The organism is Streptomyces sp. NPDC046931 (genome assembly GCF_040644655.1).
Classification (GTDB): Bacteria; Actinomycetota; Actinomycetes; order Streptomycetales; family Streptomycetaceae; genus Streptomyces.
Genome location: NZ_JBEYWX010000001.1, coordinates 806,123 through 827,448 on the forward strand (window position 1 = coordinate 806,123; position 21,326 = coordinate 827,448).

At 70.8% G+C, this 21,326-nt stretch carries 16 protein-coding genes and 1 riboswitch; of the genes, 9 read left to right on the top strand and 7 right to left on the bottom strand.

The window, feature by feature from the left end; genetic code table 11:
* The first annotated feature begins 404 nt into the window (after positions 1-404).
* Positions 405-604: riboswitch (cyclic di-AMP (ydaO/yuaA leader) on the top strand.
* A gap of 19 nt (positions 605-623) precedes the next feature.
* The gene (locus ABZ876_RS03720) at positions 624-1,133 is read left to right on the top strand and encodes a transglycosylase SLT domain-containing protein (RefSeq protein ID WP_361773945.1); all 510 of its coding nucleotides are present in this window, start codon (positions 624-626) and stop codon (positions 1,131-1,133) included.
* On the opposite strand, the gene ABZ876_RS03725 is transcribed toward ABZ876_RS03720, so the two are convergent.
* The 3 genes from ABZ876_RS03725 to ABZ876_RS03735 form a co-directional block, all read right to left on the bottom strand.
* Complete coding sequence (locus tag ABZ876_RS03725; protein WP_361773650.1) at positions 1,130-1,999, bottom strand: HAD family hydrolase; 870 nt, start codon at positions 1,997-1,999, stop codon at positions 1,130-1,132. The genes ABZ876_RS03720 and ABZ876_RS03725 overlap by 4 nt on opposite strands.
* A gap of 259 nt (positions 2,000-2,258) precedes the next feature.
* Positions 2,259-3,461 carry an FAD-dependent oxidoreductase gene (locus tag ABZ876_RS03730; protein ID WP_361773653.1) on the bottom strand — a complete coding sequence of 401 codons (1,203 nt, stop codon included), beginning with the start codon at positions 3,459-3,461 and terminating at the stop codon, positions 2,259-2,261.
* 52 nt (positions 3,462-3,513) lie between these two features.
* Entirely contained in the window at positions 3,514-4,776 is a 1,263-nt protein-coding gene (locus ABZ876_RS03735) for an ATP-grasp domain-containing protein (protein WP_361773656.1), read from the bottom strand.
* 222 nt (positions 4,777-4,998) lie between these two features.
* Between ABZ876_RS03735 and fahA the strand changes: the two genes are divergently transcribed.
* The 7 genes from fahA (at position 4,999) to ABZ876_RS03770 (ending at position 13,264) form a co-directional block, all read left to right on the top strand.
* Positions 4,999-6,213, top strand: coding sequence for a fumarylacetoacetase (fahA, locus tag ABZ876_RS03740; RefSeq protein ID WP_361773659.1), 1,215 nt, complete (start codon positions 4,999-5,001; stop codon positions 6,211-6,213).
* Between the two features lie 269 nt (positions 6,214-6,482).
* Positions 6,483-7,259, top strand: a complete 777-nt coding sequence (locus ABZ876_RS03745; RefSeq protein WP_361773662.1) for a GntR family transcriptional regulator — start codon at positions 6,483-6,485, stop codon at positions 7,257-7,259.
* Positions 7,260-7,292: 33 nt separating this feature from the next.
* On the top strand, positions 7,293-7,520 hold the full coding sequence (locus ABZ876_RS03750) for a ferredoxin family protein (protein ID WP_030347217.1): 228 nt from the start codon (positions 7,293-7,295) through the stop codon (positions 7,518-7,520).
* A 15-nt stretch (positions 7,521-7,535) separates the two neighbouring features.
* Positions 7,536-8,879 (top strand): ABC transporter substrate-binding protein, encoded by a 1,344-nt coding sequence (locus ABZ876_RS03755; protein ID WP_361773665.1) that lies wholly within the window; start codon positions 7,536-7,538, stop codon positions 8,877-8,879.
* Positions 8,876-9,739, top strand: coding sequence for an ABC transporter permease (locus ABZ876_RS03760; protein WP_361773668.1), 864 nt, complete (start codon positions 8,876-8,878; stop codon positions 9,737-9,739). Before ABZ876_RS03755 ends, ABZ876_RS03760 begins: the two co-directional genes overlap by 4 nt.
* Positions 9,723-10,490 carry an ABC transporter ATP-binding protein gene (locus ABZ876_RS03765; RefSeq protein ID WP_361773671.1) on the top strand — a complete coding sequence of 256 codons (768 nt, stop codon included), beginning with the start codon at positions 9,723-9,725 and terminating at the stop codon, positions 10,488-10,490. The genes ABZ876_RS03760 and ABZ876_RS03765 overlap by 17 nt, the downstream gene beginning before the upstream one ends.
* Positions 10,491-10,522: 32 nt before the next feature.
* On the top strand, positions 10,523-13,264 hold the full coding sequence (locus ABZ876_RS03770) for a fumarate reductase/succinate dehydrogenase flavoprotein subunit (RefSeq protein ID WP_361773948.1): 2,742 nt from the start codon (positions 10,523-10,525) through the stop codon (positions 13,262-13,264).
* Between the two features lie 43 nt (positions 13,265-13,307).
* Here the strand turns inward: ABZ876_RS03770 and recQ are convergent, their stop codons facing one another.
* On the bottom strand, positions 13,308-15,284 hold the full coding sequence (recQ, locus tag ABZ876_RS03775) for a DNA helicase RecQ (protein WP_361773674.1): 1,977 nt from the start codon (positions 15,282-15,284) through the stop codon (positions 13,308-13,310).
* Positions 15,285-15,483: 199 nt separating this feature from the next.
* On the opposite strand from recQ, the gene ABZ876_RS03780 reads away from it, so the two are divergent.
* Positions 15,484-16,086: a Uma2 family endonuclease gene (locus ABZ876_RS03780; RefSeq protein WP_361773677.1), complete on the top strand. Its 603-nt coding sequence runs from the start codon at positions 15,484-15,486 to the stop codon at positions 16,084-16,086.
* Between the two features lie 67 nt (positions 16,087-16,153).
* Here ABZ876_RS03780 and nuoN read toward each other — a convergent pair whose 3' ends face one another.
* Genes nuoN through nuoL form a run of 3 tightly spaced genes read right to left on the bottom strand, consistent with a single transcriptional unit; the run spans position 16,154 to position 21,323 of the window.
* Complete coding sequence (nuoN, locus tag ABZ876_RS03785; protein WP_361773680.1) at positions 16,154-17,803, bottom strand: NADH-quinone oxidoreductase subunit NuoN; 1,650 nt, start codon at positions 17,801-17,803, stop codon at positions 16,154-16,156.
* Positions 17,800-19,371, bottom strand: a complete 1,572-nt coding sequence (locus ABZ876_RS03790) for an NADH-quinone oxidoreductase subunit M (RefSeq protein ID WP_361773683.1) — start codon at positions 19,369-19,371, stop codon at positions 17,800-17,802. The genes nuoN and ABZ876_RS03790 overlap by 4 nt, the downstream gene beginning before the upstream one ends.
* 5 nt (positions 19,372-19,376) lie before the next feature.
* The gene (gene nuoL, locus ABZ876_RS03795; RefSeq protein WP_361773686.1) at positions 19,377-21,323 is read right to left on the bottom strand and encodes an NADH-quinone oxidoreductase subunit L; all 1,947 of its coding nucleotides are present in this window, start codon (positions 21,321-21,323) and stop codon (positions 19,377-19,379) included.
* Positions 21,324-21,326: the final 3 nt, after the last annotated feature.

Genomic DNA, 21,326 nt, shown 5'->3' on the forward strand with positions numbered 1-21,326 from the left:
GCGTCCGTCGACCGCAAGCCGCCACCCCATACGCCACGGAAGCCGGAGCACGGACTCCCGCCTTCCTCGGTACGGCTGCCCACACCCCCGCACCCCATACCCGCACCCCGGGAACTCCCCTGCCGGACAACCACAACACGAGGAATGTGACCGTTTTGCCCGAATAGACCATTTATGTCATTAAGCGCCGATGGTGACCCGGGGGGCGGGAGTGAAATAGCTCACGTTCGCGACAGGCGGGATACCGCAGGCGTCCCACCAACTCCGCATTTGCTAACGGGAATTTGAATCGCTCCCAACAAACTGGATCACCTTCTCTATTCCCCCATTTCAAGGTCAATTCGGAAGGACTGTGACTTGACCGCTTGTTCCCGACATGTGCTCTCGCATACCTTCCCCTCGATACGAGCGGAACGCCGAATCCTGCCGCCGCTCGAGTGCCCACCGACCACGACGGCAGGAGCGGGGGACCCAGGTAAGCCGCCGATTCGGACACCGCGCCGGAACGGCCAGGGGTGAAGCCGTGGCCTCGACATCGAGGACACGGCCGGGCACCTCCCCGCCCGAACCCGACAGCTCACCTCGCAGGCGCCGGAGAGGAATGCGACATGCCCGCTTTCGCCCTGCCCGCACGCCGTCAGGACCGCGCCTCCAAGGCCGCCCGTCTCACCCGTGCCCTCGCACTCGCGGGGTCGGGTGCCGCCGTTCTCGCCCTGCCGGTCATGGGAGCGACCAGCGCTTCCGCCGCGACCGGTACGCCGGCGACGGCCACCGCCGCCAGCGCCGCCACCGTCAAGACCCTGACGACCCGCGGCACCAACCTCGACAGCTGGATCCGCCAGTCGCTGGAGGTCATGGCCCAGCACGGCATCCCCGGCACGTACGACGGCATCTACCGCAACGTGATGCGCGAGTCGTCCGGCAACCCCAAGGCCATCAACCTGTGGGACTCCAACGCCCGTAAGGGGATCCCGTCGAAGGGTCTGCTCCAGATCATCGACCCGACCTTCGCCGCGTACCACGTGCCCGGCACGGCGTTCGACCCGTACGACCCGGTGGCGAACATCACGGCCGCGTGCAACTACGCCGCCCACCGCTACGGCTCGATCGACAACGTCAACAGCGCGTACTAGTACCGCTCCTCATAGCCGCCGGGCTCCCGGCCGCCGATGATGTCGGCCGGTGTCCGGTGCACCCCGAAGAGTCGTTCGAGGACGACGGCGATGCCGTCGTCCTCGTTCGACACGGTGATCTCGTCCGCCACGGCCTTGAGTTCGGGGTGGGCGTTGGCCATGGCCACCCCGTACGCGGCCCACGCGAACATCGGGATGTCATTGGGCATGTCACCGAAGGCGATGGTCTCCCCCGGGCCGAGGCCCAGGTGGTCGGCGGCCAGTGCCAGCCCCGTCGCCTTGGTGATGCCGCACGGCTGGAGTTCCACGGTGCCGGGCCCGGACATGGTGACCGTCGCGAGAGAACCGACCGCCGCACGGGCCGCCGTCGCCAACTCGTCGTCCGAGAGGGCGTGATGGCGCAGCAGCACCTTGCTGATCGGCTCGCACCACAGGTCGTCGCGCCGCTCGACCCGTACCGCGGGCAGCGTGGGATGCGGCATCCGGTAGCCGGGTTCGACGAGCGTGAGCCCGTCGACCCCGTCCTGGTCGACGGCCGCGTACACCTGCCCCACCTCCGCCTCGATCTTGCCGAGCGCGGTCTCGGCCAACTCCCGGTCCAGGGTGACGGAGAACAGCAGCCGGTTCGCGCCGACGTCGTACACCTGCGCGCCCTGTCCGCACACCGCGAGCCCCTCGCTGCCGAGGTCGTCGAGCAGCGGCCGCACCCTGGGCGCCGGGCGCCCCGTCACGACGAGATGCTGTGCGCCTGCCGCCGAGACCCGCGCCAGGGCGGCCCTTGACCGGTCGGAGAGCGTGTCGTCGTCACGCAACAGCGTTCCGTCCAGGTCGGTGGCGACGAGTGAATATGCGAAGGGTGCGGCCATGATCAGAGAATACGGATGGATCGCCCCGCCGACTCGGCGCGAACCGGAGGACGTCCGGTATCCCGCGTACTGCGAACTCCCCTAGCAGCGCACCGTAGTTGCCGCGCGCCCCTCCGGAACACGACGGACGGCCTGCGGCCCCGGCGTGAACCGTCCTGCGGCCCGGGGACGCGACGGTGCCGCGCCCCCTCCGTGATCCGTGATCCGTGATCCGTGATCCGGATGCCGCTCAACCGTGTGCCGCTCAACCGTGTGCCGCTCAGCCGTGTGCCGCCGCCAGGTGCTTCGCCAGCCGGGGCGAGGCGAACTCCGTGCCGCACACGAAGCGCATCACCGGCCCGTAAGAGGCCGCCGCGGGCAGGCCCGTGAAGTACAGGCCCGGCACGGAGGACACATAACCCGCGCCGAGCCGCGGAGTGCCCCGGCTCACCGCCAGTTCCGTCCGCAGTTCATGGCCCAGGAAGTCCATCGCCGCGATGTCCACGCGGTAGCCGGTGGCGGCGATCACATGGTCCGCGGTGAGTTCCTCCGTGCGGCCCGTGTGCGTCCGGACCGTCAGGACGGGGCTGCCGTCCGGCGCGGACGCGCCGACCACGGCGACGACCTCGCGCACCTGCACCTTGCTCTGGAATCGGTCGCGCAGCCACCACGCGCCGAGCGGGCCGAGGACCCGGCGGACCATGTAGTGACGGGCCTGGCCCGGGAGGAACCGGTACGGGTGCGGATAGTAGCTCAGCGCCCACAGCGACCAGGCGCGGCCGAAGGGCGATTCGGGACGGAACTTCGGCTGCTCCCACGGGGGCGCGCCGAAGGCCACCCTGCCCTGGCCGCGCGAGACCACCCGCACCCGCGCGCCGGCCTCCGCCGCGAGCGCCGCCGTCTCCAGGGCGGACTGTCCCGCGCCGACGACCAGCAACTCCTTGCCGGAGAAGCGGGCCAGGTCATGGTGCTGGGAGCTGTGGGAGACCGGCCCCGTGGGAGTGGGACCGTCCGCCGCTGCTGCGGCCAGCTCCGGCGGGAGGTGGGCGAGGCCCGACAGTCCGGTGGCCACCACGACCGCCCGCGCCGCGAACTGCTCGCCGGAGTCCAGCTTCAGTTCGAAGCCGCCGCCCTGCCGACGATCCACCGAGACGACCTTGACCCGCTCCAGCTCGGGCACCAGTTGCTGCTGGAACCACTCGCCGTAGGCGATGAACGTCTCGATCGGGATGATGTCCTCGTCGGTCACCAGCCGGGCGATGCCCGCCGCGTCGCAGTAGTCGGCCAGGGTGTGGCCGCGCTGGGGTGCGTCGATGTTCGAGGCGACGGGGGTCGACTTCAGCAGCATGCCCTGGGGCATGTGGTCGCGCCAGCTCACCATGGGCTCGCCGAAGACGCGCACCGGGATACCGCGCGCCCGCAGATGGGCGGCGGTGGATAGACCGAACGGCCCGGCACCGATGACTGCTACCGGTTGAATCACGAAGTCCCTCCCCAGGACGCGACGTGCCTACTTCGTGGCGGAGCAGTACGCGCTAGCGCGTACTGGTGGTGGAGCCGCGGCGGTTGGTCCGCCACAACTGATAGAGGTGCTTCGCGCCCGGCCGCACGAAGCGCGCGATCATCGTGAAGAAAGGCCGCGGGTCGTCACCCGCGAACCAGGCAAGCTCCGTACCGATCGCGCGGGCCGGCGCGTGCGGCGTCGTATAGCCGCTGCGCCGGTAGGCGAGCAGGGCCGGCAGGTCGATGTTCTCCACGATGTACCGGTGACCGGCGCGCTGTTCCCCTTCCGGGACCGTGCGGCCGGTCAGGTCCAGATGCATGGCGCGGACGACGTCCACGCCCGCCTCGTTCTCGAAGAGGCGGAACTGGGCGCCCATGCGCGGGTTGAAGTCCAGCAGTTTGTACCGGCCGTCGCGACGGTCGAAGCGCAGGTCCAGGTCGACGATGCCGGTGAAGCCGATCTGCTTGATGAAACGTGCGGCGAGGTCCGCGAGTTCCGGGTTGTCGACGACGTACGCGTTCGCCGTCATACCGGCGTGCGGCGGCCAGGAGCGGACCTTGACGCCGGTGAACATGGCGAGCGGGGTCGAGTCCTGGGCGAAGTACGCGTGCACGATCCAGTCCTCGGCCTCCTCCCGCGGCAGGTACTCCTGGAGAATCACACCGGGGCGCTCGCCCCAGTCGCGGGCGAGCGTGAGCAGCCCCTCCGGGGTGGTGATCCGGGTCGTGCCGTTCACGGCGGGCCGTTCACGGCGTACGAACGCCTCGCGGTTCTTGGCCACGAGCGGGAAGCGGGCCTTCTCGGCGAAGCGCACGATGTCGTCGTACGACTGCGGGAAGGCGGCCTGCGGGCTCGGGATGCCGTGTTCCACACACAGCTCGTGCAGGCCCTGCTTGCTGGCGAGGCGACGCGGCAGCTTGGCGTCCACCTTCGGGAACAGGAAGGGGCCGGCGAGGGCGTCCTGGTGCTCGGCGATCAGGACGGCGGCCTCCTCGTCGGTGGGGACGAGCACCGTCGGCCGGCCGATGCGGCGTCCGATGCGCAGCAGGCCCTCCACGAGCCGTTCCGGTTCCTCCGTCCCGGTGGTCGGCCACACGAAGGCGCGCCGCAGATAGCGGGAGACCGCGGCCGGCGTGTAACGGTCCTCGGTGATGGCGTACATCGGTATCCCGAGCCGGCCCAGACTGCGGATGGCCCCGACCCCGCCGTGGTGCAGCGGGTAGTCGCCGAATTTCACGATGAGCCCCGGCACCTCACGGTCCGCGTCGAACGGCGCGCCGGTGCTCCTGGCCACGGGTCCCCCCACGTGTCCCCCCTACGGTCCGGACCCACCCCGTCCGTGTCCCCAAAGGACGCTAAGCCGGAATTGGGTACTCCGACAAGGCCTATTCGGACATTGCGAACTCTTTAGACACTGCCCAAGACAGGGAACTCACCCGTAACGTGTGCGGCGACCACATGGAACACACCCCCATGCACCGAACACCTGACGTGCACGAAAGCGAGGCAGCATCCCATGCCCCCCTTCGACGTCCCCGAGGGCGACCCCTTCGGACCGCACAACCTCCCCTACGGCGTGTTCTCGCCGATCGGCTCCGGCGAACGGAGGGTCGGCGTCCGCCTGGGCGACCATGTGCTCGACGCGGGCGCGGCCGCCCGGGCACTCGGCTCCCCGTACGCCTCTGTGCTGGCCCGGCCCTCCCTGGGGCCCCTGCTGGCCGCCGGTCGCACCGCCTGGTCGGACGTGCGCCGGGCGCTGACGGCGTGGGTGACGGTGCCCGCGCACCGGGAGACCATCGAGCCCCTGCTGCTCCCGCTCTCCGAGGTAACCCTGCACCTGCCCTTCGAGGTCGCGGACTACGTCGACTTCTACGCCTCCGAGAACCACTCCCGCAACGTCGGGCAGATCTTCCGTCCGGACGCGGCGGACTCCCTGACCCCCAACTGGAAGCACCTGCCGATCGGCTATCACGGCAGGGCGGGAACGGTGGTGGTGTCCGGCACGGACGTGGTACGCCCCCAGGGGCAGCGCAAGGCGCCCACGGACCCGGCACCGGTCTTCGGCCCCTCGGTCCGCCTGGACATCGAGGCGGAGGTGGGATTCGTGGTGGGCGTGCCCTCGGAGATGGGCCGGCCCGTTCCGCTGTCCGCCTTCCGCGACCATGTGTTCGGGCTCTGCCTGCTCAACGACTGGTCGGCGCGGGACATCCAGGCCTGGGAGTACGTGCCGCTCGGGCCGTTCCTCGGCAAGTCGTTCGCCACCTCCGTCTCGGCGTGGATCACCCCGCTGGACGCCCTGGAGGAGGCGCGGGTGACGCCGCCCGAGCGCACGCACCCGCTGCTGCCGTACCTGGACGACGCACACGAGGAACCCTCGGGCTACGACCTGCGCATCTCCGTCGCGATCAACGGCCATGTGGTGTCCGAGCCGCCGTTCTCGACCATGTACTGGACGGCTGCCCAGCAGTTGGCGCACATGACGGTGAACGGGGCGTCGCTGCGCACCGGCGATCTGTACGGCTCGGGCACCGTGAGCGGCCCCGCGGAGCACGAGCGCGGCTCGCTCCTCGAGCTGACCTGGAACGGCCGGGACCCGCTCGAACTCCCGGACGGCAAGCGGACCTTCCTGGAGGACGGGGACGTCGTGACGCTGACCGCGTGGGCGCCGGGCCCGAACGGGACGCGGGTGGGCCTCGGTGAGGTGACGGGCCGGGTGGTGACGGGCGGCTGAGGCCCATGCCGGGCCGCTCCGCTCACCGGCCCGGTTGCCGGCCCGGTCGCCGCCCCCGCGGTGGGGACGCGGGCCGGGCGGCGGCGCTGACGTCGGCGCCACCGCCCCGCTGGCGGTGCCGTACGGGCGTGCCGCACGCTGGGAGGACAGTGGCAGATCTTTCCCCGCTGTCCGTAAAACGCCAGGTCGAGCGGCCGCGTGACGCTCCACCACATGGCGCAATACTCCGGCAACACCACTCCCCGCGCCCCGTCGCTAAGGTCCGGAACATGCCCGACCGCATCCGAGACCACGCCGGCCACGGCGCGACCACCGTCGCCGCCCGACGGCGTCGCCTGCGCGCGGACCGGGCCCGCCAATTGGCAGACCTGCTCCGCCGCCAGATCCTCACCGGCGGGTTCCCGGACGGCACGGTGCCCCACGAGACGACCCTCGGCACCGACTACCGCGCCTCCCGCAACACCGTCCGCCAGGCGCTGGACCTGCTGCGCGCCGAGGGCCTGGTCGACCGGCTCCCCGGCGTGGGCACGGTCGTCGTCGCCCGGAAGTACCCTCACGGGCTCGACCGGCTGATGGGCCTCGCGGAGACCCTGCGCGAACACGGCCGGGTGACCAACGAGGTCCGCACGATGGGCCCCGCCCCCGCACCGGCGCCCGTCGCCGAACGCCTCGGGGTGCAGCCCGGCGCCGACGTCCTCTACATCGAACGCCTGCGCAGTCTGGGCGGTCTCCCCCTCTCCCTCGACCTCACCTACATCCCGCTCGACCTCGGCACCCGGCTGCTCGGCGCCGACCTGGAGAACACCGACGTCTTCCGCCTCCTGGAAGCCGTCACCGGCCGGAGCCTCGGCCACGCGGAGATCACCCTGGAGGCGGTGAACGCGGACGCCCACTCCGCCGCCGTGCTCCAGGCCCCGCGCGGTGCCGCCCTCCTGATGCTGGAACGCCTCACCCACCTGGCCGACGGCCGCCCCGTCGACCTGGAGTTCATCCGCTTCCGCGGCGACCGCATCACGATGAGCGGCCTGCTGCGCCGGTCCCTGTGACAACGCCCCTGCTCGACCTTCCCGGAGACAGCCATGCCCTTGGCACCCCAGCGGGCCGACGTGCCCGTGACCATCGACGAGTCGAAGTGCATCGACGGCTGCACCCTGTGCGTGGACATGTGCCCGCTGGACTCCCTCGCCATCGACGAGAGCAGCGGCAAGGCCTACATGCACGTCGACGAATGCTGGTACTGCGGACCGTGCGCGGCCCGCTGTCCCACCGGAGCGGTCACGGTCAACATGCCCTATCTGCTCCGCTGAGAGGCCTGAACTCCCATGAAACGCACGGCAGTCTCCATCGCCGCGACCGCTCTCCTCCTCCCGCTCGCCGCCTGCGGCACGGGGGCACGGGCGGACGCCGGTTCCACGGTGACCGTCACCGTGGGCTACCAGTCCAAGACCATCAACACCGTCACCGCCGGCACCCTGCTGCGCTCCCTCGGCTATTTCGAGCAGAAGCTGAACGCCCTCCACGACGGCCACACCTACAACGTCGTCTGGCAGGACTACGCCACCGGTGCTCCCATCACCGCCCAGATGACCGCGGGGAAGATCGACATCGGCTCGATGGGCGACTTCCCTCTCCTCATCAACGCGGCCCGGGGCAAACAGCTGAACCGCCCGACCCACCTGGTCTCGGTCACCGGCTACAACCTGCGCGGCGGCCTCAACACCGTCGTCACCGCGCCGGATGCGAAGCTGTCCTCCCTTCGGGACCTCAAGGGCAGGAAGGTCTCGACCAGCGTCGGCTCCGCCGCCGACGGCACCCTCGTACGCGCCCTTCAGCGCGCCGGGATGGACCCGGACAAGGACATCGAGAAGCTCAACCAGCAGCCGGCCGTGGGTGCTTCGTCCCTCGCGGCGGGCAGCGCGGACGCGCTGAGCCAGTTTGTGGCATGGCCGGGCCTGCTCGCCTACCAGGGCAAGGCGAAGGCGCTCTACGACGGTGCGCAGCTGAACCTGCCGACGTTCCACGGGGTCACCGCGCGTGAGGACTTCGCCGAGCAGCGCCCGGCCGTCCTCGAGGCGTTTCTCAAGGCGCAGACGGAGGCCACCGGCTATCTCGGCACCCACCCGGTGGCCGCCGCCGAGAAGGTCGCGAAGGCCACCGGTCTGCCTCCCGAGGTCGTCTACCTCTACAACGGCGCCCACGGCATCTCCACCTTCGACCCCGCGATCAGGCCCGAACTGGTCTCCGCCCTGAAACAGGACGTCTCGGTCCTGAAGTCGGCCAAGCTGACCGGCGATATCGCCGTGGACTCCTTCGTGGACGACCGGTACGTGCGCAAGGCCCTCGGGGCGGCGTACGCCAAGCGGCTCGCCGCGGCGCCCGCGCCGGCCGCGAGCGAGGTGTGGCCCAAGGGCGCGACGAAGACGCAGACCTTCACGTCGGCCGCCGGACTGCTGAAGTACGTGGCGAGGCACCGCACCGGCATCCGGGCGGCGTACGTGCCCGACGCGACCACCGGCACCCTGTGGTTCGCCGACAGGGCGGTGTGGGTGGCCGACGGCGGCCGGCTGCTCCCCTTCGTCGCCCCGGAGACGGCCAGGACGTATGTGGCGGGACATCCCGCGGCGCGCACCCTCTCGTACGCCGACGCGCTGGGACGTGCGTCGTGAGCCGGTATGCGCTGAGGGTGGCCTCCCTGGCCGCCGCGCTCGGCGTCTGGCAGCTGCTGACCGGCCTGGACATCGACCTGTGGCTGCGCTTCTCGCAGTTCCCGACGGTCACGGACGTGGCCCGGGCGTTCGCGGACCGCCTCGTGGGCGGCGACTACTGGACCGACCTGACCGACAGTCTCACACGCATCCTCACCGGCTTCCTGCTGGCGGCCGTCCTGGGCGTCGCCACGGGTCTGCTCGTGGCCCGCGCCCGGCTCGCCGAGGACCTGCTCGGCCCGCTTCTCGAAGTGGTCCGCCCGATCCCGGCGATCGCGCTCGTCCCCGTGGCGATCCTGCTCTTCCCCAGCAACGAACAGGGCATCGTCTTCATCACCTGCACGGCCGCCTTCTTCCCTGTGCTGGTCTCCACCCGGCACGCGGTGCGCGCGCTGACCCCGGTGTGGGAGGAGGCGGTGCGGACCATGGGCGGCGGCCGGTGGCGGATCCTCGGCTCCGTCGTCCTGCCGGGCGCGCTGCCCGGCATCTTCGGCGGGCTGTCGGTGGGCATCGGTGTCTCGTGGATCTGTGTGATCTCCGCGGAGATGATCTCCGGCCAGTACGGCGTCGGCTACCGCACCTGGCAGGACTACACGGTCGTCGACTACCCGGGGGTCTTCGTCGGCATGGTGACCATCGGCGTGCTCGGCTGGGTGACCTCCACGGCGGTGGAACTGCTGGGCCGCCGTCTGACGCGCTGGCTGCCCCGGACGTCGTACGCCGCCGCGGACCGCGCCCCCCGGGTACGGGACACCGTGCCCGCCCCCGTCCTCAGCAGCCCGGAGGCCGTGCAGGAGGTACCCGATGACCAGCTCGTCTGACGTCCGTGCCCCGGCCCGGGCGGGAGCCGCGCTCTCCCTGCGGAAGGCCACGCTGGGCCGCCCGGGCGCCCCCGTGCTCGACGGCGTCGACCTGGAGGTGGCACCGGGCGAGATCCTCACCGTCGTCGGCCCATCGGGGTGCGGCAAGTCCACCCTGCTGCGGACGCTGGCCGGACTGCTGCCCACCCTGGCCGGGTCGGCCGAACAGGACGGCCGGCCGCTGAACGGCCCCGCCGCGGACCGTGCGCTGGTCTTCCAGGAGGACGCCCTGCTCCCCTGGCGCACCCTGCGGGCCAACGTCGAACTTCCCCTCGCCATCAAGGGCGTACCGCGCGCCGACCGCCGTAACCGGGCGGAGGCCTGGCTCGGCCGGGTGGGACTGTCCGACCGGGCGCGGCACCTACCGCACCGCGTCTCCGGGGGCCAGCGCCAGCGCGCACAGCTGGCACGCGCCCTCGCCGCCGACCCGCGCGCCGTCCTGATGGACGAACCCTTCGGCGCCCTCGACGCCCAGACCCGCGCCGGGATGCAGAACCTGCTGGTGGAAGTGCTGCACGGCACGGGCGCGACCGTCGTCTTCGTCACCCACGACGTGGACGAGGCCCTGTATCTGGGCGACCGGGTGGCGCTGCTCGGCACGGGGGTGATCAACGCCGTACGGGACGTACCGCGCCCGCGCGACCGGACGGCGCTCGACGACCCGGCACGGCGCGCGCTGCGGCGCGACGTTCTCACCTCGCTCGGTTCCTGAACACCGGAAAGGCAACCCTGGTGGACACCCCCATGGAGATCCCCGCCCTCGCCGACGCCGAGGAGCTCTCCTGCGATGTGCTCGTGATCGGCGGCGGCACGGCCGGCACCATGGCGGCGCTGACGGCCGCCGAACACGGCGCGAACGTGCTGCTGCTGGAGAAGGCACACGTGCGGCACTCCGGCGCGCTCGCCATGGGCATGGACGGCGTCAACAACGCGGTCGTCCCCGGCCGCGCCGAGCCCGATGACTACGTCGCCGAGATCACCCGCGCCAACGACGGCATCGTCGACCAGTCGACCGTCCGGCAGACCGCGACCCGCGGCTTCGCGATGGTGCGGCGGCTGGAGTCCTACGGCGTGAAGTTCGAGAAGGACGAGCACGGCGAGTACGCGGTGCGCCAGGTGCACCGGTCGGGCTCCTATGTGCTGCCCATGCCGGAGGGCAAGGACGTCAAGAAGGTCCTGTACCGGCAGCTGCGGCGGCGCGAGATGCGGGAGCGGATCCGGATCGAGAACCGGGTGATGCCGGTGAGGGTACTGACGGCGGGCGGCGACGGCCGTGCGGTGGGCGCGGTGGGCCTCCACACGCGCACGGGCGCCTTCGTCGTCGTCCGTGCGGGCGCGGTGATCCTGGCGACCGGCGCGTGCGGCCGCCTCGGCCTGCCGGCTTCCGGGTACCTCTACGGCACGTACGAGAACCCGGCCAACGCCGGCGACGGCTACGCCATGGCCTACCACGCGGGCGCCGAGCTGACCGGAATCGAGTGCTTCCAGATCAACCCTCTGATCAAGGACTACAACGGCCCGGCCTGCGCCTACGTGGCCAACCCCTTCGGCGGCTACCAGGTCAACCGGCACGGCGAACGCTTCGTCGACTCCGACTACTGGTCGGGGCAGATGATGGCCGAGTTCGCGGCGGAGGTGGCCTCCGACCGGGGCCCGGTCTACCTGAAGCTCAGCCACCTGCCCGAGGAGTCGATCACGGCGCTGGAGTCGATCCTGCACTCCACGGAGCGGCCCACGCGCGGCACCTTCCACTCGGGCCGCGGCCACGACTACCGCACCCACGACGTCGAGATGCACATCTCCGAGATCGGCCTGTGCGGCGGTCACTCGGCCTCCGGAGTACGCGTCGACGACCACGCCCGTACCACCGTGCCCCGTCTGTACGCCGCCGGGGACCTGGCCTGCGTGCCGCACAACTACATGATCGGCGCCTTCGTCTTCGGCGACCTGGCGGGTGCGGATGCCGCCCGGTACCGGACGTACGAGGGCGCGTTGCCGCACGATCAGCTCCGCGAGGCCCACGAACTGATCTACCGCCCCCTGCGCAACCCGGACGGCCCGCCGCAGCCCCAGGTCGAGTACAAGCTGCGCCGCTTCGTGAACGACTACGTGGCCCCGCCGAAGTCCGGGGCCCGGCTGTCCCTGGCGCTGGAGGCGTTCGAGCGGATGCGGGCCGACATCGCCGCGATGGGCGCCCGCACCCCGCACGAGCTGATGCGCTGCGCGGAGGTCACCTTCATCCGCGACTGCGCGGAGATGGCCGCCCGCGCCTCCTTGGCCCGCACGGAGTCCCGCTGGGGTCTCTACCACGACCGTCTGGACCATCCGGGGCGCGACGACGCCTCCTGGTTCCATCACCTGGATCTGTACAAATCCCCCTCTGGCGCCATGGAGTTCACGGCCCGTCCCGTGGCTCCCTATCTGGTCCCGGTCGAGGGCTTCGCCCCGACCGGGGGTATGTCCCGCGACCTGGGCGAGGTCCACGCCGAGAACGTGGCGACGGCCGGGGCGCGCGACAGGGCTCCCGCCCCACCGGCCGGCCCCCGCACCCGCGATGCCGTCGGCCCGGCCACGGCGGACGGCCCGGCGGCACGGGGCACGGACACCTCCGCCCGGCTTCTGGAGCTCGTCGCGCTTGCCGACGAGGAGCCGGAGCTGGACGTTCTCCAGCCCTACCTGGCGGACATCGACGGCGAGGTCCGGCGGGCCGCGGTGGGTGTGCTCACCGAGACCGTGCCACCCGGAACCGGTCCCGCGCTCGCCACCGCCCTGTGCGATCCGCACGGCGACGTCCGCGCCGCCGCGGCGGCCTCGCTGCGCGAACTGGTCGAGACACTGCCGCCCGAGCCGGCCCTGCGCCACGGCCTCGTCGAGGCCCTGTCCGAGCCCGACCCGGTGGTCCGGTCCGCCGTCCTCGACGTACTCCGCGCGCTGCGCCTCGGCGACGCCGAACTGTTCGCCGGCGCCCTCACCGACTCCGACACCACCGTCCGCATCGAGGCCGTCCGTGCCCTCGTGTCGGTCGACGCGGCCGAGGTGCTGGGCCGCGCGGCGGCCGATCCCTCCCGCGAGGTCCGGGTCGCCGTGGCCAAGGCCCTCGGGAACCTGGCGGGAGCCGCCTCGGCCGGCGGAACGCTGGAGGAGCTGATCGAGGACCCCGATGTGCTGGTCCGCGCCGCCGCCTTGGAGGCGCTCGCCTCCGCCGGGTGCGCGAGTGCTCCGGCCGCCCGGGCCGTGAGGGCGCTGGCGGACGCCGCCTGGCAGGTGCGGGCCGGTGCCGCGACCGCGCTGTCCGCCGCGGACGCCGAGGTGGCGGTACCCGCACTGGCCAAGACGCTCGGGGACGCCAACGCCGACGTCCGCAAGGCGGCGGTGCTGGCGCTGGCACGGCACGCACCGGCCGACGAGGATGCCCGCGAGGCACTGGCCACCGCGGTCACGGACTCCGACGCCGACGTCCGGGCCTATGCGGGGCGGGCGCTGTAGCCGCCTTCGGCCGGGGAGGGAAGGCGGCGCTCCCCGGCCGTATCTATATCCAGTCCTCCGGCTCGGGCTCGTCCCCGGGCTCCGGCCACTCCGGGTCGGGGGCCTCCTCCGGTGCCGAACCGCCGTCCACGGGACCGCCGTCCAGAGCGGCCAGCACCCCGAGCACCCCCTCCCCGTACGTCGCGAGTTTCTTCTCCCCCACTCCGCTGATCGTGCCGAGCTCCGCCACCGTCTTCGGGCGGACCGCCGCGATCTCCCGGAGCGTCGCGTCGTGGAAGATCACGTATGCCGGGACGCCCTGCTCCTTCGCCTGGGCCGCCCGCCAGGAGCGCAGCGCCTCGAAGACGGGCAACAGCTCCGGCGGAAGCTCGGCCGCGGCCTTCGGCGCACGCTCGCCCTTCGGGACCGCGGACCGCGCGACCACGGGCTTGGGCGGCTCCTTGCGCAGGGGCACCTCGTGCTCCCGCCGCAGCACCGCCCCGCTGGCCTCGGTGAGCACCAGCGTCCCGTACTCGCCCTCCACCGCGAGCAGTCCCTGCGCCAGCAGCTGCCGTATGACGCCCCGCCATTCGCCCTCGGTCAGCTCCTCGCCGATGCCGAACACCGACAGCTGGTCGTGGTCGAACTGGATGACCTTGGCCGTGCGCCGTCCCAGCAGAATGTCGACGATCTGCACCGCGCCGAACTTCTGCCGGCGCTCCCGGTCCAGCCTCCACACCGTGGACAGCACCTTCTGGGCCGCGATGGTGCCGTCCCAGGTCTCCGGCGGCACCAGACACGTGTCGCAGTTGCCGCAGCCGCCCGTCTCGGTGTCCTGTCCGAAGTAGGCCAGCAGCTGGCCACGGCGGCACCGGGCCGTCTCGCACAGCGCCAGCATCGCGTCCAGGTGCGCCTGGGCGCGGCGGCGGAACTCCCCGTCGCCTTCCCCGGACTGGATGAGCTTGCGCTGCTGTATGACGTCGTTCAGCCCGTACGCCATCCAGGCCGTGGACGGAAGTCCGTCGCGCCCCGCGCGGCCGGTCTCCTGGTAGTAGCCCTCGACCGACTTCGGCAGGTCCAGATGCGCGACGAACCGTACGTCCGGTTTGTCGATGCCCATTCCGAACGCGATGGTCGCGACGACGACCAGTCCGTCGTCGCGCAGGAACCGGGACTGGTGCGCGGCGCGCGTCCCCGCGTCCAGGCCCGCGTGGTACGGCACCGCCTCGACGCCGTTGCGGGTCAGGAACTCCGCCGTCTTCTCCACCGAGTTCCGCGAGAGGCAGTACACGATGCCCGAGTCGCCGGGGTGCTCCTCGCGCAGGAACGTGAGCAGCTGCTTCTTGGGGTCGGCCTTGGGGACGATCCGGTACTGGATGTTGGGCCGGTCGAAGTTCGCAACGAAGTGACGCGCCCCCGGCATGTTCAGCCGCTGGGTGATCTCCTGGTGCGTGGCGCGCGTCGCCGTCGCCGTGAGCGCGATCCGGGGGACCTCCGGCCAGCGCTCGCCGAGCAGGGACAGGGCCAGATAGTCGGGGCGGAAGTCGTGGCCCCACTGGGACACACAGTGCGCCTCGTCGATCGCGAACAGCGAGATCTTGCCGCGAGAGAGCAGGTCGAGGCTGGACTCCAGGCGCAGCCGCTCCGGGGCCAGATAGAGCAGGTCCAGCTCACCGGCCAGGAACTCCGCCTCCACCACGCGCCGCTCGTCGAAGTCCTGCGTGGAGTTGACGAACCCGGCGCGCACGCCGAGCGCCCGCAATGCGTCCACCTGGTCCTGCATCAGCGCGATCAGCGGCGAGACGACCACGCCCGTGCCGGGTCTGACCAGGGCAGGGATCTGGTAGCAGAGGGATTTGCCGCCGCCGGTCGGCATGAGGACGACCGCGTCACCGCCGGCCACCACATGCTCGATGATCTCTTCCTGCTCGTCGCGGAAGGTCTCGTACCCGAAGACCCGGTGCAGCGTGGCCCGCGCCTCGCTCCCGCCGTTCGGCGCCGGCATCACGCCCGCCTCGGTCATCACAGCCGTCCCGTCCATCGCCCGTCCCCCGTGTGTCGTCCCTCGACCACGACGTCCACGATAGAGGGCCGCGCCGTCAGGCCCGGAGTTATCCACAGGCCGCGGCGTGCACCCCAGGTCAAGGACACGGCAGTCGCTCACACGTACGTGGGAGGCCTGCCCGTTTCCCGCCGATAGTCTGAATGCACCGGCGAGACTCCGTCCCATGGGAGCACTGATGAGCGTCGCACCGAGGGCGTCCGCATCCGACTGGCCGATCCCGCCGGAGGGCGGCTGGACCGCCGACGACCTGGACCGGCTTCCGAATCTGCCTCCGCATACGGAGCTGATCGACGGGAGCCTGGTCTTCGTGAGTCCGCAGACCGTCTTTCACGCACGCGCGGTCGACTTCTTCAACTGGCAGCTCCAGTCCGGGGCCCCCGCGGACCTTGAGGTCGTTCGCGAGTTCACCATCGACATCGACCGTCAGAACAGGCCCGAGCCGGACGTGGTCGTCGTGCGTGAGGATGTGGTGGACGACCCGCAGCAGACCCGGTTCCCGGCCGCTGCCGTCGTCCTGGCCATCGAGGTCGTCTCGGAGGACTCCGTCTCCCGCGACCGCGAGACCAAGCCCATGAAGTACGCCCGGGCCAAGATCCCCCACTACTGGCGGGTCGAGAACGAGAAGGGCCGTGCCGCGGTGCACGCCTTCGAGCTGGAGCCCACGACCGGCACGTACACCAGCGTGGGTATCTTCCGGGAGCGTATGAAGGTGGACGTCCCGTTCCCCGTGGACCTTGACCTCACCCAGATCAAGGCGCGCCGCGCGCCGAACCAGTAGGACCGCGCGCGAAACGGCCCGGCACCCCCCGAGCGGGCACCGGGCCGTCGTTTGCGGCGTGGGCTCGTCAGCGCACGAAGACCCCCGCCTGACTCGCCAGATCCAGGAAGTACTGGGGCGCCACACCCAGCACCAGCGTGACCGCAACGCCCACCGCGATCGCCGTCGTCGTCAGCGGCGAGGGAACCGCGACGGTCGGGCCCTCGGGGCGCGGTTCGCTGAAGAACATCAGGACGATCACGCGGATGTAGAAGAACGCGGCGATCGCGGACGAGATCACACCGATCACGACCAGCGGGATCGCCCCGCCCTCCGCCGCGGCCTTGAACACCGCGAACTTCCCGGCGAACCCGGAGGTCAGCGGGATACCCGCGAAGGCCAGCAGGAACACCGCGAACACGGCCGCCACCAGTGGCGACCTGCGCCCTAGCCCCGCCCAGTTGGACAGGTGCGTCGCCTCGCCGCCCGCGTCGCGGACCAGCGTCACGACGGCGAAGGCGCCGATCGTCACGAAGGAGTACGCGCCCAGGTAGAAGAGGACGGAGGACACGCCGTCCTTCGACGTCGCGATGACACCCGCGAGGATGAAGCCCGCGTGCGCGATCGACGAGTAGGCGAGCAGACGCTTGATGTCGGTCTGTGTGATCGCGACGATCGCGCCGCCCAGCATGGTGACGATCGCGACCGCCCACATCACCGGCCGCCAGTCCCAGCGCATGCCCGGCAGGACGACGTACAGCAGCCGCAGCAGCGCACCGAACGCGGCCACCTTGGTCGCCGCCGCCATGAAGCCGGTCACCGGGGTCGGCGCGCCCTGGTACACGTCCGGGGTCCACATGTGGAACGGGACGGCGGCCACCTTGAACAGCAGGCCCATCCCGATCAATGCGGCCCCGACCAGCAGCAGCGCGTCGTTGCCCATGGTGTTCGCGAGCGCCGGGTCGACGTTCGTGACCGTGCCGTCGACGACCTGGGCGATCCTCGCGTACGACACCGAGCCGGAGTACCCGTACAGCAGCGCGATGCCGAACAGGGTGAACGCGGAGGCGAACGCTCCGAGCAGGAAGTACTTGACCGCGGCCTCCTGCGACATGAGCCGCTTGCGGCGGGCCAGGGCGCACAGCAGGTACAGCGGCAGGGAGAAGACCTCCAGGGCCACGAAGAGGGTCAGCAGGTCGTTGGCCGAGGGGAAGACGAGCATGCCGCCGACCGCGAACAGCAGCAGCGGGAAGGCCTCGGTGGTGGTGAAGCCGGCCTTCACGGCGGCCTTCTCGCTGTCGCTGCCCGGCACGGACGCGGCCTGCGCGGCGAACGAGTCGACCCGGTTGCCGTGCGCGGCCGGGTCGAGGCGCCGCTCGGCGAAGGTGAACACACCGAGCAGGCCGGCCAGCAGGATCGTGCCTTGCAGGAACAGGGACGGGCCGTCGACCGCGATCGCCCCCATCGCCGCGATGTGCGCCTTGGTGGTGCCGTAGCCGTCGGCCGCGAGCGCCACGACCGCGGCGAACGCGGCGGCGAGCGCGATGACCGAGACGAACACCTGCGCGTAGTAGCGGGAGGCGCGCGGGACGAACGCCTCGATCAGCACGCCGACGAGCGCCGCGCCGATGACGATCAAGGTCGGCGACAGCTGCCCGTATTCGATCTTCGGCGCCTGGATCTTCGAGATCGGGTCGGCCGCGGTTGTCCACAGGCTGTGGACGGCTGCTGTGCTCATTTGGCCGCCTCCACCTCGGGCTTGGGATCGGTCTGGTGTACGTCGGACATGGTCTGCTGGACCGCCGGGTTGACGATGTCGGCGACGGGCTTCGGATAGACGCCCAGGAAGATCAGCAGGACGATCAGCGGGGCGATGACGAGCAGCTCGCGCACGCGCAGGTCCGGCATCGCGGCGACCTCCGTCTTCACGGGGCCCGTCATCGTCCGCTGGTAGAGGACCAGGGTGTACAGCGCGGCGAGAACGATCCCGAAGGTGGCGATGATGCCGATCGCCGGATGGCGCGTGAACGTGCCGACCAGGACCAGGAACTCACTCACGAAGGGCGCGAGACCCGGCAGGGACAGCGTGGCCAGACCGCCGATCAGGAAGGTGCCGGCGAGCACCGGCGCGACCTTCTGGACACCTCCGTAGTCGGCGATCAGACGCGAGCCGCGGCGCGAGATCAGGAAGCCCGCCACCAGCATCAGGGCGGCGGTGGAGATCCCGTGGTTCACCATGTACAGCGTCGCTCCGGACTGGCCCTGAGTGGTCATCGCGAAGATGCCCAGGATGATGAAGCCGAAGTGCGAGATCGAGGCGTACGCCACCAGCCGCTTGATGTCCCGCTGGCCGACCGCGAGCAGCGCCCCGTAGATGATGCTGATGAGCGCCAGCACGAGGATGACGGGCGTCGCCCACTTGCTCGCCTCCGGGAACAGCTGGAGGCAGAAGCGCAGCATCGCGAACGTGCCCACCTTGTCGACGACCGCCGTGATCAGGACGGCCACCGGGGCGGTGGCTTCCCCCATGGCGTTGGGCAGCCAGGTGTGCAGCGGCCACAGCGGCGCCTTCACCGCGAAGGCGAAGAAGAAGCCGAGGAACAGCCAGCGTTCCGTGCCGGTGGCCATGTGCAGCGAGCCGTTCGCCCGTGCCTGCACGATCTCCGGGAGCGAGAAGTTCCCCGCCTGCACATAGAGACCGATCACCGCGGCCAGCATGATCAGGCCGCCGACCAGGTTGTAGAGGAGGAACTTCACGGCGGCGTACGAGCGTTGCGTGGACGCCGCCTGCTCGCCGTGCTCGTGGGCGTGGTCCCCGAAGCCGCCGATGAGGAAGTACATCGGGATCAGCATGGCTTCGAAGAAGATGTAGAAGAGGAAGACGTCGGTGGCCTCGAAGGAGAGGATCACCATCGCCTCGACGGCCAGGATCAGGGCGAAGAAGCCCTGCGTCGGCCGCCAGCGGCGGCTTCCGGTCTCCAGTGGGTCGGCGTCGTGCCAGCCCGCGAGGATCACGAAGGGGATCAGCAGCGCGGTCAGCGCGATCAGCGCCACCGCGATGCCGTCCACGCCCAGCTCGTACCGCACCCCGAAGTCCTTGATCCAGGCGTGCGATTCGGTGAACTGGTAGCGGGCGCCGCCCGGATCGAAGCGGAACCCGGTCACCGCGGCGAGCGCGAGCGTGGCGAGTGAGACGACCAGCGCCAGCCACTTGGCGGTGGTGCGCCGGGCGGCCGGGACCGCGGCCGTGGCGATCGCCCCCACGGCCGGGAGCACCGCCGTCGCTGTCAGCAGGGGAAAGGACATCGCTATCAGACCGCCCTCATCAGCAGGGTCAGGGCGACGAGCACCGCCGCACCGCCGAACATCGAGACCGCGTACGACCGCACGTAGCCGTTCTGGAGTCGGCGCAGCCGGCCGGACAGACCACCGACCGAGGCGGCCGTGCCGTTGACGACACCGTCGACCAGGGTGTGGTCCACATACACCAGGGACCGGGTGAGGTGCTCTCCGCCGCGCACCAGGACGACATGGTTGAAGTCGTCCTGGAGCAGGTCGCGCCGGGCTGCCCGGGTGAGCAGCGACCCGCGCGGGGCGACGGCCGGCACCGGACGGCGGCCGTACTGGGCGTAGGCGATGCCGGCGCCCACGACGAGCAGCACCAGGGTGGCGGCGGTGACCGTCAGTGCGCTGACCGGCGAGTGGCCCTCCGAGTGCCCGGTGACGGGCTCCAGCCAGTGCAGGAAGCGGTCGCCGACCGAGAAGAGACCGCCCGCGAACACCGAACCGAAGGCCAGCACGATCATCGGGATGGTCATGACCCCCGGCGACTCGTGCGGATGCGGTTCGGCGTGCTCGCCCCGGGTCTTAGCGGCGGGCTCCACGCTGGGCTCGGCCGGGGACGGGGTCGGGGCGTTGCGCCAGCGCTCCTCGCCGAAGAACGTCAACAGCATCACGCGGGTCATGTAGTACGCGGTGATGGCCGCGCCCAGCAGGGCCGCGCCGCCGAGGATCCAGCCCTCGGTGCCGCCCTTGGCGAACGCCGCCTCGATGATCTTGTCCTTGGAGAAGAAGCCGGACAGGCCCGGGAAGCCGATGATGGCGAGGTAGCCGAGGCCGAAGGTGACGAACGTGACCGGCATGTACTTCCTCAGGCCGCCGTACCTTCGCATGTCGACCTCGTCGTTCATGCCGTGCATGACCGAGCCGGCGCCGAGGAACAGCCCGGCCTTGAAGAAGCCGTGCGTCACCAGGTGCATGATCGCGAAGACATAGCCGATGGGGCCGAGGCCGGCGGCCAGCACCATGTAGCCGATCTGCGACATGGTCGACCCGGCCAGCGCCTTCTTGATGTCGTCCTTCGCGCAACCGACGATCGCACCGAACAGGAGCGTGACCGCGCCGACCACGGTGACGGCCAGCTGTGCGTCGGGCGCGGCGTTGAAGATCGCGCCGGAGCGGACGATCAGGTACACACCGGCGGTCACCATGGTCGCGGCGTGGATGAGGGCCGAGACCGGGGTCGGGCCCTCCATCGCGTCACCGAGCCAGGACTGGAGCGGTACCTGCGCGGACTTGCCGCAGGCGGCGAGCAGCAGCATCAGACCGATGGCGGTGAGCTTGCCCTCGCCCGTCCTGTCCACGTCCGCGAAGACCGGACCGAAGGCGAAGGTCCCGAACGTCGTGAACATCAACATGATCGCGATCGACAGGCCCATGTCGCCGACGCGGTTGACGAGGAAGGCCTTCTTCGCCGCGGTCGCCGCGCTGGGCTTGTGCTGCCAGAAGCCGATCAGCAGGTAGGAGGCCAGACCGACGCCCTCCCAGCCGACGTACAGCAGAAGGTAGTTGTCGGCGAGGACGAGCAGCAGCATCGCCGCGAGGAACAGGTTCAGATAGCCGAAGAAGCGGCGCCGGCGCTCGTCGTGCTCCATGTACCCGACCGAGTACAGGTGGATGAGCGAGCCCACACCGGTGATCAGCAGGACGAACGTCATCGACAGCTGGTCGAGCCGGAAGGTGACGTCGGCCTGGAAGCCGCCCACCGGGATCCAGCTGAACAGGTGCTGCGTCAGGGTCCGGTGGTCGGCGGCCTTCCCCAGCATGTCGGTGAAGAGGACGACGCCGAAGACGAAGGAGGCGGCGGCCAGTACGGTGCCGATCCAGTGGCCGACCGCGTCCAGCCTTCTGCCACCGCACAGCAGGACGGCCGCTCCGAGCAGGGGCGCCGCGATCAGCAGCGCAATCAGGTTCTCCACGAT